Annotated in this window: 11 protein-coding genes; 6 read left to right on the forward strand and 5 right to left on the reverse strand. The window is 71.4% G+C overall.

The features are described 5' to 3' along the window. Nucleotides 1–70: 70 nt before the first annotated feature. From ACFV57_RS04685 to ACFV57_RS04700, 4 genes are all read left to right on the forward strand, one after another. The gene (locus ACFV57_RS04685) at nt 71–859 is read left to right on the forward strand and encodes an ATP-binding cassette domain-containing protein (protein ID WP_385225675.1); all 789 of its coding nucleotides are present in this window, start codon (nt 71–73) and stop codon (nt 857–859) included. Then, nucleotides 856–2,142 (forward strand): sugar ABC transporter permease, encoded by a 1,287-nt coding sequence (locus tag ACFV57_RS04690; RefSeq protein ID WP_385225677.1) that lies wholly within the window; start codon nt 856–858, stop codon nt 2,140–2,142. Before ACFV57_RS04685 ends, ACFV57_RS04690 begins: the two co-directional genes overlap by 4 nt. Nucleotides 2,143–3,278: 1,136 nt before the next feature. Beyond that, complete coding sequence (dxs, locus tag ACFV57_RS04695; protein ID WP_385225679.1) at nt 3,279–5,249, forward strand: 1-deoxy-D-xylulose-5-phosphate synthase; 1,971 nt, start codon at nt 3,279–3,281, stop codon at nt 5,247–5,249. A 364-nt stretch (nt 5,250–5,613) separates the two neighbouring features. Further along, nucleotides 5,614–7,188, forward strand: a complete 1,575-nt coding sequence (locus ACFV57_RS04700; protein WP_385225681.1) for an amino acid permease — start codon at nt 5,614–5,616, stop codon at nt 7,186–7,188. 31 nt (nt 7,189–7,219) lie between these two features. Here the strand turns inward: ACFV57_RS04700 and ACFV57_RS04705 are convergent, their stop codons facing one another. Beyond that, entirely contained in the window at nt 7,220–7,606 is a 387-nt protein-coding gene (locus tag ACFV57_RS04705; RefSeq protein WP_385225683.1) for an NTP pyrophosphohydrolase, read from the reverse strand. 63 nt (nt 7,607–7,669) lie between these two features. Here ACFV57_RS04705 and ACFV57_RS04710 point away from each other — a divergent pair, with 63 nt between their 5' ends. Further along, nucleotides 7,670–8,200, forward strand: a complete 531-nt coding sequence (locus ACFV57_RS04710) for an NUDIX hydrolase (protein WP_385225685.1) — start codon at nt 7,670–7,672, stop codon at nt 8,198–8,200. An 88-nt stretch (nt 8,201–8,288) separates the two neighbouring features. On the opposite strand, the gene ACFV57_RS04715 is transcribed toward ACFV57_RS04710, so the two are convergent. Then, nucleotides 8,289–10,415, reverse strand: coding sequence for a 3-hydroxyacyl-CoA dehydrogenase NAD-binding domain-containing protein (locus tag ACFV57_RS04715; protein ID WP_385225687.1), 2,127 nt, complete (start codon nt 10,413–10,415; stop codon nt 8,289–8,291). Then, on the reverse strand, nt 10,412–11,632 hold the full coding sequence (locus ACFV57_RS04720) for a thiolase family protein (RefSeq protein WP_385225689.1): 1,221 nt from the start codon (nt 11,630–11,632) through the stop codon (nt 10,412–10,414). The genes ACFV57_RS04715 and ACFV57_RS04720 overlap by 4 nt, the downstream gene beginning before the upstream one ends. A gap of 531 nt (nt 11,633–12,163) precedes the next feature. Between ACFV57_RS04720 and ACFV57_RS04725 the strand changes: the two genes are divergently transcribed. Further along, complete coding sequence (locus ACFV57_RS04725; RefSeq protein WP_385225691.1) at nt 12,164–12,652, forward strand: PepSY domain-containing protein; 489 nt, start codon at nt 12,164–12,166, stop codon at nt 12,650–12,652. 43 nt (nt 12,653–12,695) lie between these two features. On the opposite strand, the gene ACFV57_RS04730 is transcribed toward ACFV57_RS04725, so the two are convergent. Both ACFV57_RS04730 and ACFV57_RS04735 read right to left on the reverse strand, forming a co-directional pair. Next, nucleotides 12,696–13,970, reverse strand: coding sequence for an HRDC domain-containing protein (locus ACFV57_RS04730; protein ID WP_385225693.1), 1,275 nt, complete (start codon nt 13,968–13,970; stop codon nt 12,696–12,698). 85 nt (nt 13,971–14,055) lie between these two features. Then, nucleotides 14,056–14,718, reverse strand: a complete 663-nt coding sequence (locus ACFV57_RS04735) for a response regulator transcription factor (protein WP_003985651.1) — start codon at nt 14,716–14,718, stop codon at nt 14,056–14,058. Nucleotide 14,719 lies beyond the last annotated feature (1 nt).

Consider the following 14,719-nt stretch of genomic DNA (forward strand, 5'->3'; position numbering starts at 1 on the left):
CCGCCCGGCCCCGCCGCCTCGCCGGCCGTGGGCCGGACGGCGCGTCCCCGCCGGTCAGGCGGCGAAGGAGATGATTCACGTGTCCGCTACGCCCGTGCTGGCGTTGCGCGGGATCTCCAAGCGGTTCGGTGCCGTACAGGCGCTCACCGATGTCGAACTGGAGATCCACCCCGGCGAGGTCGTCGCCCTGGTCGGCGACAACGGCGCCGGCAAGTCCACCCTCGTCAAGGCGATCGCCGGCGTCGGTCCCGCCGACGACGGCGTCGTCGAGTGGGAGGGCCGCCCGGTCACCGTCGACCGGCCGCACACCGCCCAGGAACTGGGCATCGCGACCGTCTACCAGGACCTCGCGCTGTGCGACAACCTCGACGTCGTCGGCAACCTCTTCCTCGGCCGCGAGATCGTACGCGTCGGAGTGCTCGACGAGGTCGAGATGGAGCGCCGCGCGCGCGAACTGCTCGCCACGCTCGCCATCCGCATCCCGAGCGTCCGTATCCCCATCGCCTCGCTCTCCGGCGGCCAGCGGCAGACCGTCGCCATCGCCCGCTCGCTGCTCGGCGAACCCAAGGTCGTCATCCTCGACGAGCCCACCGCGGCGCTCGGCGTCGAACAGACCGCGCAGGTCCTCGACCTCGTGGAACGGCTGCGCGAGCGCGGCCTCGGCGTCATCCTCATCAGCCACAACATGGCCGACGTCAAGGCCGTCGCCGACCGGGTGGCGGTGCTGCGGCTGGGCCGCAACAACGGCACGTTCGACGTCCGCAGCACCTCCCAGGAAGAGATCATCTCCGCCATCACCGGCGCCACGGACAACGCCGTGACCCGACGCAAGGCCCGCACCGCGGAGGACCGGAAGTGACCAGCAACCTCTCCAAGGCCGGCGACGAGCCGGTCGACGCAGCACCCGCCGCCGAAGGCGCCGTGACCGCCGTGGACCCGCGGCTGCTCGTACGCCAGCAGGGCTTCAAGGGCTACCTCGACGAGTTCCGGCGCAAGACGCGCAGCGGTGAGCTGGGCTCCCTGCCGGTCGTCGTCGGCCTGATCGTCATCTGCATCGTCTTCCAGCTCCAGGATTCCGCGTTCCTCGGCGCCGAGAACCTCTCGAACCTGTTCGTGACGGCCGCCGGGACGGGGCTGATCGCCGTCGGCATCGTCTTCGTCCTGATCCTCGGCGAGATCGACCTGTCCGTCGGCTCGGTCAGCGGCCTGGCCGCGGCGGTCTTCGCCGTCCTGAACATCAACAACGGCATGCCGGAATGGCCGGCCCTGATCCTGGCCCTGCTCACCGGCACCGTGGCCGGTGCCCTGCACGGCTTCTTCTTCGCCCGCATCGGCGTACCGGCCTTCGTGGTCACCCTGGCCGGACTGCTCGGCTGGAACGGCCTGATGCTCCAGGTGCTCGGCTCGAACGGCACCATCAACCTGGACGACAGCGGCCTCGTCGCCAAGCTCACGAACTACTACTTCACCGATGTGGCCGCCGCGTACGGGCTGGCGACGGTTGCCGTCCTCGCCTTCCTCGGCCTCTCCCTCCTCGACTCCCGGCGCCGCGAGGCCGCGGGCGTCCCGAGCAGGCCGCTGAGCGAGACGATTCTGCGTACGGTGGTCCTGGCCGTTCCCGCCTATGTGGTCGCCTGGCTCCTCAACCAGTACAAGGGCCTGCCGCTCGCCGTGGTCATCTTCCTCGGCGTGGTCGTCGCCCTCGACTTCGTGCTGCGGCGCACGTCGTACGGGCGTCAGGTCTTCGCCCTCGGCGGCAGCGTCGAGGCGGCGCGGCGCGCGGGCATCAACGTCTCGCTCATCCGCGTCTCCGTGTTCTCGCTCGCCGGGACGATGGCCGCCGTCGGCGGCATGTTCCTGGCCTCCCAGATCAACGCCGCGAATCAGTCGTCCGGGGCCGGCAGCCTCCTGATGAACGCGATTGCTGCCGCGGTCATCGGTGGTACGAGCCTGTTCGGCGGGCGCGGCAAGACGTGGTCCGCGCTGCTGGGCGTCCTGGTCATCCAGTCCATCGCCTCCGGCATGGCTCTGCTGGGTATCGCCTCGGCCGTTCAGTTCATGATCACTGGGGCGGTTCTGCTGGCGGCTGTCGTGATCGACTCCGTCTCCCGCAAGACGCAGAAGACTGCCGGTCGGGCGTAGGCGACCTGTGGTCGCGGTTCACCGGCGCAATCCTGGGGGCCCTGGTCTTTGACCTTGGCCCCCTGGGGCGGTGGGGGGCCTTGCCCCCAGGGGGCTTCTGTTCGCGCTTCGCGCGGGGGTTGCGCTGTCGCGCGGGTCGCGTTGGATTCGTTCTGGGGGCGGGGGTGCGCAGGGGGCCAACTCCTCGACACCGTGCACGGCGACGGGGGCGTAGTCGTGAACCCAGATACCCGGCTGCTCTGCGGGGATGGCCCCCTACGCACCCCCTCCGGCCGGTTTGGCGAGCGCGGGACAGCTGGGGGGAAGATCTCGATCACCCTGGTCGGCGCCCCACCATGTGGTGAGGCTCGCGGTGCCGGAGGGCGGGAGGCCTGCCCACCACCCGGGTAGGGGGGCGGGACCCCGGGCTTTCTCACGCCGGGACCCCGGACTTTCCCACACCCCGGGGGAGGGGCAGGGGAACCCCGGCCCCGCACCCTGCCCACCACCCGGTACGGGGACGGGGCCCTGGGCCTCCCCCGTCCGCCACGCTCCGTGCGGCGGATGGGCTGTGCCACCTCATCCCAACGGCCCAGCGCTACGGCAGGAAGTCTGCGGGGGCGCCGCTCACCCGGCTCGTAGCCTCTCCTCCCGGCCGTATCCCGGCGGGTGCGACGTCCACGATCCCCCGATCCCGCGACCATGACGGCTCCCGTGGGGCGGGCTGTATTTGCCACGTCGTACGGATAGTCGCCCACGGCGCGGGGCTCGGGTCCACGCAGGGGTCTCCCCGCAGAGCAGCCGGGTATCTGGGTTCACTACTAACTTCCCCGTTGCCGTGCACGGTGTCGAGGAGTGACCCCTGCGTGGGCCCGAGCCCCCCACCCACCGGACCAAATGCGCACAACGCGCACCCCACAAGACCGCCGCCAGAGGTGGCGACTTTTCGGCCGAAGGTTGCCTTGAGGCGGCGGAGCAACGCGTCAGAAACCGCCATCCGCGTGACATACATCGCACAGCCCGTTCTCCGCCGTCGCAGGCGGAACATTAGACTCGGCTGATCGGCAAGCTCGACCAGCCAGAGCCAGCTACAAACAGGCGAATCCGCGCGAAACCGCACGAATCGCTCGAACCAGCTCGACAGCAAGGAGGCACGGGTGGCGCTGCTGACCCGTATCAAGGGACCGCGCGATCTGGACCGACTAGGACCGGAGCAGCTGGAGCAGCTGGCGGGGGAGATCCGTACCTTCCTCGTCGACGCCGTCTCCAAGACCGGCGGGCACCTCGGCCCCAACCTCGGTGTGGTCGAGCTGACCATCGCCCTGCACAAGGTGTTCGACTCGCCCAGAGACAGGGTTCTCTTCGACACCGGGCACCAGTCCTACGTCCACAAGCTGCTCACCGGCCGGCAGGACTTCTCCGGGCTGCGGAGCAAGGGCGGCCTGTCGGGCTACCCCTCGCGTGCCGAGTCGCCGCACGACGTCATCGAGAACAGCCACGCCTCCACCGTCCTGGGCTGGGCCGACGGTCTGGCCAAGGCCAACCAGGTACTGCGCAAAAACGATCATGTCGTGGCGGTCATCGGTGACGGCGCGCTGACCGGCGGCATGGCCTGGGAGGCGCTGAACAACATCGCCGACGCCCAGGACCGCCCGCTGGTCATCGTCGTCAACGACAACGAGCGGTCGTACGCGCCGACCATCGGCGGCCTGGCGAACCACCTGGCCACCCTGCGCACGACGGACGGCTACGAGCGCTTCCTGGCGCGCGGCAAGGACCTCCTGGAGCGCACGCCGGTCGTCGGCAAGCCGCTGTACGAGACGCTGCACGGCGCGAAGAAGGGCCTGAAGGACTTCATCGCGCCGCAGGGCATGTTCGAGGACCTGGGGCTGAAGTACGTCGGGCCGATCGACGGGCACGACATCGAGGCACTGGAGTCCGCGCTGCAGCGCGCCAAGCGCTTCGGCGGTCCGGTCATCGTGCACTGCCTGACCGAGAAGGGGCGCGGCTACAAGCCCGCCGAGCAGGACGAGGCCGACCGCTTCCACGGTATCGGCGTCATCCACCCGGACACCGGGCTGCCGGTGGCTTCCGGTGGCGCGAGCTGGACGTCCGTCTTCGGTGACGAGATGGTCGAGCTGGGCCGGGAGCGCGAGGACATCGTGGCGATCACGGCCGCGATGCTCCAGCCGGTGGGCCTGCAGAAGTTCGCCAAGGCGTTCCCGGACCGGGTCTACGACGTGGGCATCGCCGAGCAGCACGCGGCGGTCTCGGCGGCCGGTCTGGCGACCGGTGGTCTGCACCCGGTCTTCGCGGTGTACGCGACGTTCCTCAACCGCGCCTTCGACCAGGTGCTGATGGACGTCGCGCTGCACAAGTGCGGTGTCACCTTCGTCCTGGACCGCGCCGGCGTCACGGGCGACGACGGCGCCTCGCACAACGGCATGTGGGACATGTCGCTGCTCCAGGTCGTGCCCGGCCTGCGGATCGCCGCGCCGCGCGACGCCGAGCAGGTGCGTGCCCAGCTGCGCGAGGCCGTCGAGGTCGACGACGCGCCGACGGTGGTGCGCTACTCGAAGGGCAAGGTCGGCCCGGCGGTCGAGGCCGTGGGCCGGGTCGGCGGTATGGACGTGCTGCGCGAGCCCGGTGCGGGTGTCGAGCGGCCGGATGTGCTGCTGGTGTCGGTGGGCGCGCTGGCGCCGATGTGCCTGGAGATCGCCGACCTGCTCGACAAGCAGGGCATCTCGACGACGGTGGTGGACCCGCGCTGGGTCAAGCCGGTCGACGAGGCGCTGCCGGGCCTGGCCGACGGGCACCGCGTCGTGGTCACCGTCGAGGACAACAGCCGTTCGGGCGGTGTCGGCTCGGCCGTCGCGCAGGCGCTGCGGGACGCGGGGGTGGACGTACCGCTGCGTGACTTCGGTATCCCGGAGCGGTTCCTGGACCACGCCTCCCGCAAGGAGATCCTGGCCGAGATCGGGCTGACCGCGCCGGACATCGCCCGTCAGGTGACCGGTCTCGTCTCCAAGATCGACGGCCGGTACGAGGGCACGGACCGGTCCGTCGACGCCGCGGAGTCGGTGGGCGCGGCGGACGACGCCGAGCGGGCCGAGGCCGCCCGCGACTGACGCGGGCGGAGACGGGAGGAGCCGGGGGCTCCGGTTCCTCCCGTGAGGGGCGTGTGGCCGGCTCGTGGACATGCGTGGGGGAATGGCGCAGCCGTCTCACCAGCTGTCCACCGGACGGCCACGCACCGCCCAAGAGGGCACAAACCCGGCGCCCAACCCGGCGTAAACCGCGCCGAACGGTCATACGATGGGTCGGTGGGCCACCCGAACGGGTGCAACCACCGGCCCATCGGCATATCCACCCATCCCTACCATCGGGTGAATCCCCGCCGATCGCAGGCCCGCCGCACCGTACTCGTCCCGACCATTTTGCAGACTCGGTCAGTTCGGGAGTCGCGACGGTCGTCCAGGCGGAGGTTGGCCCATGAGCAGCACACAGCGGGGCGCGGAACACGGACCGGACCACGGTGGCGGCAGGGGGCATGGCGGGGGCGGCGGCCGGGGACGCCGCGGCGGGCTGCTGCGCACCAAGACGGTCGAGGAGTCGATCCGGGACACCGAGGAGCCGGAGCACGCGCTCAAGAAGTCCCTCTCCGCCCTCGACCTGACGGTCTTCGGCGTCGGTGTCGTCATCGGGACCGGCATCTTCGTCCTCACCGGCAAGATCGCCAAGGAGACGGCGGGCCCGGCCGTCGCCCTCTCCTTCGTCGTCGCGGGCCTGGTCTGCGCGCTGGCCGCGCTCTGTTACGCGGAGTTCGCCTCGACCGTGCCGGTGGCCGGCTCGGCGTACACCTTCTCGTACGCCTCCCTCGGCGAACTGCCCGCCTGGATCATCGGCTGGGACCTCGTGCTGGAGCTCGCGCTGGGCTGCGCGGTGGTCGCCGTCGGCTGGTCGGGTTACGTCCGCTCGCTGCTGGACACCGCCGGGGTCCACCTGCCGCAGGGGCTGTCCGGTACGCACGAGGGCGCCTTCGGTTTCGACCTGCTCGCGTGCGTCCTGGTGCTGGTCCTGACCGTGATCCTGGTCGTCGGCATGAAGCTGTCGTCCCGCGTCACCTCGGTGATCGTCGGCATCAAGGTCACCGTCGTCCTGCTCGTCATCATCGCGGGCGCCTTCTTCATCACCGGCGCCAACTACGAGCCGTTCATCCCGCCGAGCCGGGCCACCGACGGCGGCGACGGCCTCGCGGCGCCGCTCTCCCAGATCGTCTTCGGCTTCACCCCGGCCGACTTCGGCGTGATGGGCATCTTCGCGGCCGCCGCGGTGGTCTTCTTCGCCTTCATCGGCTTCGACATCGTCGCCACCGCCGCCGAGGAGACCCGCCTCCCGCAGCGGGACGTGCCGCGCGGCATCCTCGGTTCGCTCGCCATCTGCACGGTGCTGTACGTCGCCGTGTCGATCGTCGTCACCGGGATGCAGAAGTACAGCGAGCTGTCCACGGACGCCCCGCTCGCCGACGCGTTCAAGGCCGTCGGGCACCCGTTCTGGGCCGGTCTGATCAGCTTCGGCGCGGCCGTCGGCCTGACCTCGGTGTGCATGATCCTGCTGCTCGGCCAGAGCCGGGTCTTCTTCGCGATGAGCCGCGACGGCCTGCTGCCGAAGGTCTTCTCGCAGGTCCACCCGCGCTTCGGCACCCCGTACCGCTCGACCGTCGCGCTCGGCGCCGTGGTCGCCGTCGTCGCCGGTTTCACCTCGATCGACGAACTCGCCGAACTGGTCAACATCGGCACGCTGTTCGCGTTCGTCGTGGTCGCGCTCGGCGTGGCCATCCTGCGCCGTTCCCGCCCGGACCTGCCCCGGGCCTTCCGTACGCCGCTGGTGCCGTTCGTCCCGGCGCTGTCGGTGCTCGCCTCGCTGTGGCTGATGCTGAACCTGCCCGCGGAGACCTGGCTGCGGTTCGGGGTGTGGATGCTGCTCGGCTTCGTCGTGTACTTCGCGTACGGGCGCAGCCACAGCCGGATGAACAGCCGGACGGACGGGCGTACGGGACGCGGATGAGGCCCGGGGCAGGCCCAGGCCGGGCGCCGTGTCAGCCGCCGCGCCCGCGCCGGACGGTCCGCGGCCCGGCCACCCGGGCTCCCAACGCCGTCACGCGCGCCCGCAGCCCGCGGTCGGCGGTGACGACCACACAGTCCGGGCCCCGGCCCGCGTCCCGTACGAGCTCCACGATGCGGTCGTCCCCGCTCCCGGGAGCCGCGACGACCGCCACGCCGGGTACGGATGCCACGCCCCGGGCCGCGCCCTCGACGACGAGGAGCAGCTCGACGGGCGGCCCGGCGAGTCCGGGCAGCCCGTCGGCCGCCTGGCCCGCCAGCGCGTCCCGCAGCCGTTCGGCCGCCGCGCGGCGGTCGCGCCACCAGCCGTCGGGCACCGAGCCGATCACGTTGGCCGCGTCCACGGCCACCAGGGTGCTCATGGGACCAGCCTGGCACGCGGAAATTGCCTGTCGCGTGCCGTGGCCACGGCCTACGCTGACCGGATGCCCAAAACCGAAACAGCTTCCACCGGGACCGCGCCGGCTCCGCCACGCCGTTCCGCCCGCGTCCTGCTGCTCGGCACGGACGACAGCCTGTTGCTCTTCCGCGGCTACCTGGACCCCGCCCGTCCGGAGGCCGGGCACTGCTGGTTCACGCCCGGCGGCAGCGTGCGCGAAGGGGAGTCCCTGCGCGCGGCGGCGGCACGGGAGCTGGCGGAGGAGACCGGGCTGCGGGTGGCGCCCGACGTGCTGGGGCCGCCGGTCGCCCGCACCGCCGGATACGCGGAGCTGCCCTGGGCGAGCGGCATGTTCGAGGACGTGTTCTTCCTGCACCGCGCCGCCCCGTACGCGGTCGACACCAGCGGCTTCCAGGAGCACGAGCGCGCCTCCATCACGGAACACCGCTGGTGGCCGGTGGACGAACTGGCGACGACGGCCGAGACCGTCTTTCCGTACGGACTGCCGCCGCTGCTCGCGGACCTGCGCGACGGCCGGACGCCGTCCGCACCCGTACAACTGCCCTGGCATCACTGAGAACACGACGGCACACAAACGGACACAACTGCCCTGGTACCACTGAGAACAGCGGTACCAGGGCAGCCGTCGCGGCGCTCGGCCGGACTCAGGCGGGCACGCTCGCCACACCCGGGGCCAGGAACTTCTTGCCGTTGACGCGCTCGGAGACACCCTCACGGTCCAGGTACGGCGTGATGCCGCCCAGGTGGAAGGGCCAGCCGGCGCCGGTGATCAGGCACAGGTCGATGTCCTGCGCCTCGGCGACCACACCCTCGTCCAGCATCAGGCCGATCTCCTGCGCGACGGCGTCCAGGACGCGGTCGCGGACCTGCTCCTCGGTCAGGACGGAGTCGCCCTGTTCGAGGAGGGCGGCGACCTCCGGGTCCAGCTCCGGCTTGCCGGAGTCGTAGACGTAGAAGCCGCGCTTGCCGGCCTTGACCACGGCGGCCAGGTTCGGCGAGACGGTGAAGCGCTCCGGGAAGGCGCCGTGCAGCGTCTCGGAGACGTGCAGGCCGATCGCCGGGCCGACCAGCTCCAGCAGCACCAGCGGCGACATCGGCAGCCCGAGCGGCTCGACGGCCTTCTCGGCGGTGGCCACCGGGGTGCCCTCGTCGATGACGTTCTGGATCTCGCCCATGAAGCGGGTCAGGATGCGGTTGACCACGAACGCCGGGGCGTCCTTGACCAGCACGGCCGTCTTCTTCAGCGACTTGGCGACGGAGAAGGCGGTGGCCAGCGACGCGTCGTCGGTCCGCTCGGCGCGCACGATCTCCAGCAGCGGCAGGATCGCGACCGGGTTGAAGAAGTGGAAGCCCACGACCCGCTCGGGGTGCTTGAGCTTGGACGCCATCTCGGTGACCGAGAGGGACGAGGTGTTCGTGGCGAGCACGGCGTGCTCCGGCACGACCGCCTCGACCTCGGCGAACACCTGCTGCTTGACGCCCATCTCCTCGAAGACGGCCTCGATGACGAAGTCCGCGTCGCCGAAGGCGGCGGCCTTGTCGAGGTGGCCGCTGACCAGGCCCTTGAGGCGGTTGGCCTTGTCCTGGTTGACGCGGCCCTTCAGGAGCAGCTTGTCGATCTCGTCGTGGACGTACGTCACGCCCTTGTCGATGCGCTCCTGGTCGATGTCGGTGAGCACCACCGGCACCTCCAGGCGGCGCGCGAACAGCAGCGCCAGCTGCGAGGCCATCAGGCCCGCGCCGACCACGCCGACCTTGGTGACCGGGCGCGCGAGCGACTTGTCCGGGGCGCCGGCCGGGCGCTTGGCGCGCTTCTGCACCAGGTTGAACGAGTAGATGCCGGAGCGCAGCTCGCCGCCCATGATCAGGTCGGCGAGGGCCTGGTCCTCGGCGTCGAAGCCCTGGCGCAGGTCGCCGTTCTTGGCGGCGGCGATGATGTCCAGCGCGCGGTAGGCGGCCGGGGCGGCGCCGTGCACCTTGCCGTCCGCGATGCCCTTGCCGCGCTGCACGGCCTGGTCCCAGGCCTCGCCGCGGTCGACCTCGGTGCGTACGACCTCGGTGTCGCCCTTGAGGACCGAGGCGGTCCACAGCAGCGACTGCTCCAGGAAGTCCGCGCCCTCGAAGATCGCGTCGGCGATGCCGAGGTCGAAGACCTGCTGGCCCTTGAGCTGCTTGTTCTGGTTGAGCGAGTTCTCGATGATCACCGAGACCGCGCGGTCGGCACCGATCAGGTTCGGCAGCAGCACGCAGCCGCCCCAGCCGGGCACCAGACCGAGGAAGACCTCGGGCAGCGAGAAGGCGGGCAGCGCCTTGGAGACGGTGCGGTACGAGCAGTGCAGCCCGACCTCGACACCGCCGCCCATCGCGGCGCCGTTGTAGTACGCGAACGTCGGCACGGCCAGGCCGGCCAGGCGCTTGAAGACGTCGTGGCCGCCCTTGCCGATGGCCAGCGCGTCCTCGTGCCGCTTGAGCAGCTCGACGCCCTTGAGGTCGGCGCCGACGGCGAAGATGAACGGCTTGCCGGTGATGCCGACGCCGGTGATCTTCCCGTCCTCGGCCTCCGCCTCGACCTGGTCGATCGCGGCGTCCAGGTTCGCCAGAGACTGCGGGCCGAAGGTGGTCGGCTTGGTGTGGTCCAGGCCGTTGTCCAGCGTGATCAGCGCGAAGACGCCGGCGCCCGGCAGCTCCAGGTGTCGTACGTGCGCCTGCGTGACGACCTCGTCCGGGAACAGCTCGGCCGCGCCCTTCAGCAGCTCGGTAGTGGTGCTCACTTGCCTGCCCCCTCGAAGTGCGGGTTCTCCCAGATGACCGTGCCGCCCATGCCGAAGCCGACGCACATGGTCGTGATGCCGTACCGGACCTGCGGCTGCTCCTCGAACTGCCGCGCCAGCTGCGTCATCAGACGCACGCCGGAGGAGGCGAGGGGGTGGCCGAAGGCGATCGCGCCGCCGTACTGGTTGACGCGCGGGTCGTCGTCCGCGATGCCGTAGTGGTCGAGCAGCGACAGCACCTGCACGGCGAACGCCTCGTTGATCTCGAACAGGCCGATGTCGTCGATCGACAGGCCCGCCTTGGCGAGGGCCTTCTCGGTCGCCGGAACCGGGCCGATGCCCATGACCTCGGGCTCGACGCCCGCGAAGGCGTAGTCCACCAGGCGCATCTTGACCGGCAGGCCCAGCTCGCGGGCCACGTCCTCGGCGGCGATCAGGGAGGCGGTGGCGCCGTCGTTCAGGCCCGCCGCGTTGCCCGCGGTGACGCGGCCGTGGGGGCGGAAAGGTGTCTTGAGGCCCGCGAGGTTTTCGAGGGTGGTGCCCGGTCGCATCGGCTCGTCGGCGGTCGCCAGGCCCCAGCCGGTCTCGCCGGCCTCCGCGTTGGTGCGGCGCACCGAGACCGGCACCAGGTCGGCCTGGATCTTGCCGTCGGCGTACGCCTTGGCGGCCTTCTCCTGGCTGCGTACCGCGTACTCGTCGGCCCGCTGCTTGGTGAGGTGGGGGAGGCGGTCGTGCAGGTTCTCCGCGGTCATGCCCATGAAGAGGGCGGACTGGTCGACCAGCTTCTCCGAGACGAAGCGGGGGTTGGGGTCGACGCCCTCGCCCATGGGGTGGCGGCCCATGTGCTCCACGCCGCCGGCCACGGCGATGTCGTACGCGCCGAAGGAGACGCCGCCGGCGATGCTCGTCACGGCGGTCATGGCGCCGGCGCACATCCGGTCGATGGAGAAGCCCGGGACGGACTGCGGGAGGCCGGCGAGGATGCCGGCGGTACGGCCCAGGGTCAGACCCTGGTCGCCGATCTGGGTCGTGGCGGCGAGGGCGACCTCGTCGACACGGGCCGGGTCGAGATCCGGGTTGCGGCGCAGCAGCTCCCGGATGCACTTGACGACCAGGTCGTCGGCGCGGGTCTCGTGGTAGATGCCCTTCGGGCCCGCCTTGCCGAACGGGGTGCGGACGCCGTCTACGAAGACGACGTCCCTAGCGGTACGAGGCACGTTGGCTCTCCTCCAGGTGCGGGGTGGCACTGCTGCGGGCGCGCCCGTGGGGCGCGTCACGTGTCTCATGCTACTTGCGGGTAACTGGGGTGGACAGTCCCTCCGGGGTAAGCGGTGAAGGTCACAATGTCGACTTCGTCGACGAGGGGTGGATCTTGTGGCGGCCTCCTGGGGGGCGCGTTTTGCGCTTCGGGTCCGGTGGGTGGGGGGTCGGGGCGGCTGTCCCGCCGTGGTGGCCGGGGTTTGCACATGTGGGGGTGGGCACCCGGGGTGGTGTTGCGTCGGCCGGGTGCGCGGGCTTGGGGGGAATGTGGCGTAATCCGGCCTTATGGTGCAGCTGTGGATACGGATAGGAGTGCAGGCATGACCAAGCGTGTTCGAGTCGGCGGAGTTGTGTGTGCTGTCGCGATGGCCGGGGGTCTGTTGGCCGGGTGTGGGGACGATGGCGGGGGAGGGGGTGGCTCGGCCTCGCCCTCGGCGTCGGCCTCGGGGGCTTCGCAGTCGGCGGGGGGTGCGGGGTCGTCCGGTGCGATGACCGAGGACCAGAGGTCGCGCAAGGCGTTGGTCCCGGAGGCCAAGACCTCGTACGAGCAGGCGCTGAAGGCGGCGACGGGAGCCGTGGCGGGGTCCAAGTCGGTTTCGGTCGAGTTGAAGCGTGGGGCCGGCGGGAAGGCCGAGTGGCACGCGAAGGTGGCGGCCTCGGACGGTGCGGAGAGCGCCGTGCGGGTGGACGCGGTGTCCGGGAAGGCGGACAAGCCGCGGTCCGAGGGCGACGACGGCGACGACAGGAAGAAGCTCGCCGACCGGCTCAAGCGGGCCACCGTCACGCCGCAGCAGGCCGCGGCGACGGCGACCGGGAAGAAGAAGGGGACGGTCACCGCCGTGGAGCTGGACAGCAATGACCAGAAGAAGGAGATCTGGTCGGTGGACGTGGTGACCACGGACGACTGGAACAAGACCACGTTCGATGTGGACGCGGCGAGCGGGAAGGTCCTGCGGGAGCACGTCGACCGCGACTGAGCCGGCGGGGGCGGGCCGGGATCGCCGGTCCGCCCCCGGGGGATCAGGCGTCGGGGGTGTTCAGGGCCTCGGTGAGGGCCGGGGTGACCTGTTCGATCTGCCAGGGGCGGGCGCCGTGGCCGGCCAGGACGGCGGCGACCGCCTCTCCGGTGGGTTCGGCGGGCGGCTCCCAGCACAGGCGCCGCACCGTGTCGGGGGTGATCAGGTTCTCCTGCGGGAGGTTGAGCTCCTCGGCCAGGGCGGTCACCGCGGTACGGGCGGCGGAGAGCCGGGCTGCGGCGGCCGGGTCCTTGTCGGCCCAGGAGCGGGGCGGCGGCGGACCGTTCAGCGGCTGGCCGGGCTGCGGCAGCTCGCTGTCCGGCAGGGCGCGGGCGCGGTCCACGGCGGCCTGCCACTGTTCCAGCTGGCGGCGCCCCATGCGGTGGCCGAAGCCGTTGAGCGTGGCGAGCGCGTGGGCGTTGGGGGGCAGGTTCAGTGCCGCCTCGACGATCGCGGCGTCGCCGAGCACCTTGCCCGGGGAGACGTCGCGGCGCTGCGCCACCTGGTCCCGTGCGGTCCACAGCTCCCGTACGACGGCCATCTGCCGGCGGCGGCGCACCTTGTGCATGCCGGACGTGCGGCGCCAGGGGTCCTTGCGGGGCGGTGCCGGGGGAGCGGCGGCGATGGCCGCGAACTCCTGGTGGGCCCATTCGAGCTTGCCCTGGCGTTCCAGCTCTTCTTCCAGGGCGTCGCGCAGGTCCACCAGCAGCTCGACGTCGAGTGCGGCGTAGCGCAGCCAGGGCTCCGGCAGCGGGCGGGTGGACCAGTCCACCGCGGAGTGGCCCTTCTCCAGGGCGTAGCCGAGGACGTTCTCCACCATCGCGCCGAGGCCGACCCGGGCGAAGCCCGCGAGGCGCCCGGCCAGCTCGGTGTCGAAGAGGCGGGACGGGATCATGCCTATGTCGCGCAGGCACGGCAGGTCCTGGGTGGCGGCGTGCAGGACCCACTCGGTGTCGGCGATCGCGTCGCCCAGCGCCGAGAGGTCGGGGCAGCCGACCGGGTCGATCAGGACGCTGCCGGCGCCTTCGCGGCGCAGCTGTACGAGGTAGGCGCGCTGGCCGTAGCGGTAGCCGGAGGCCCGCTCGGCGTCCACCGCCACCGGGCCCGTACCGGCCGCGAAGGCCGCCACGACTTCGGCAAGTTCCTCGGCCGTCGCCGTCACGGCGGGGGTGCCCTCGCGCGGTTCCAGTAGGGGGACCGGCGCCGGGCGGGTCTCCGGAGGGGAGTCTCCGGATGTTCGCAGTGTCGAGTCTTCTGCGGTCTTTTGGGCGTCGGTCACCAGTCAAGAGTATCTGTGTATGCACTGCGCCCGTCGAGGGAACGTTCCCTCGACGGGCGTGACGGCGGTCTGCGGGGGTCGGTGATCAGTGGATGATGCCGGTGCGCAGGGCGACGGCGACCATTCCGGCCCGGTCGCCGGTGCCGAGCTTGCGGGCGATGCGGGCGAGGTGGCTCTTGACGGTCAGCGCCGACAGGCCCATGGAGACGCCGATGGCCTTGTTGGACTGGCCCTCCGCAACCAGTCGCAGCACCTCGACCTCGCGTCCGGACAGTTCGCGGTAGCCGCCCGGGTGGCCGGGGGCGCCCGGGGGGCGTCGGTGCATCCGGGCGGCGTTGGCCCCGATGGGTGCGGCGCCGGGGCGGCCCGGGAGGCCGAGGTTGGTGCGGGTGCCGGTGACGACGTATCCCTTGACGCCGCCGGCGAGGGCGTTGCGTACGGCGCCGATGTCGTCGGCGGCGGAGAGGGCGAGGCCGTTGGGCCACCCCGCGGCCCGGGTCTCGGACAGCAGGGTCAGGCCGGAGCCGTCGGGCAGGTGGACGTCGGCAACGCAGATGTCGCGCGGGCTGCCGACGCGGGGACGGGCCTCCGCGATGGACGATGCCTCGATCACGTCCCGTACCCCGAGCGCCCACAGGTGGCGGGTGACGGTGGAGCGGACGCGAGGGTCGGCCACGACGACCATGGCCGTCGGCTTGTTCGGGCGGTAGGCGACCAGGCTCGAAGGTTGCTCAAGGAGAACTGACACC

The sequence above is a fragment of the Streptomyces sp. NPDC059788 genome (assembly GCF_042732265.1).
Taxonomy (GTDB): domain Bacteria; phylum Actinomycetota; class Actinomycetes; order Streptomycetales; family Streptomycetaceae; genus Streptomyces.

Bases quoted from the DNA above. Each gene is read 5' to 3' on its own strand.
- ACFV57_RS04685 (WP_385225675.1), top strand. From the start codon at position 71: ATGATTCACGTGTCCGCTACGCCCGTGCTGGCGTTGCGCGGGATCTCC.
- ACFV57_RS04725 (WP_385225691.1), top strand. From the start codon at position 12,164: ATGACCGAGGACCAGAGGTCGCGCAAGGCGTTGGTCCCGGAGGCCAAG.
- ACFV57_RS04700 (WP_385225681.1), top strand. From the start codon at position 5,614: ATGAGCAGCACACAGCGGGGCGCGGAACACGGACCGGACCACGGTGGC.
- ACFV57_RS04710 (WP_385225685.1), top strand. From the start codon at position 7,670: ATGCCCAAAACCGAAACAGCTTCCACCGGGACCGCGCCGGCTCCGCCA.
- ACFV57_RS04705 (WP_385225683.1), bottom strand. From the start codon at position 7,606: ATGAGCACCCTGGTGGCCGTGGACGCGGCCAACGTGATCGGCTCGGTG.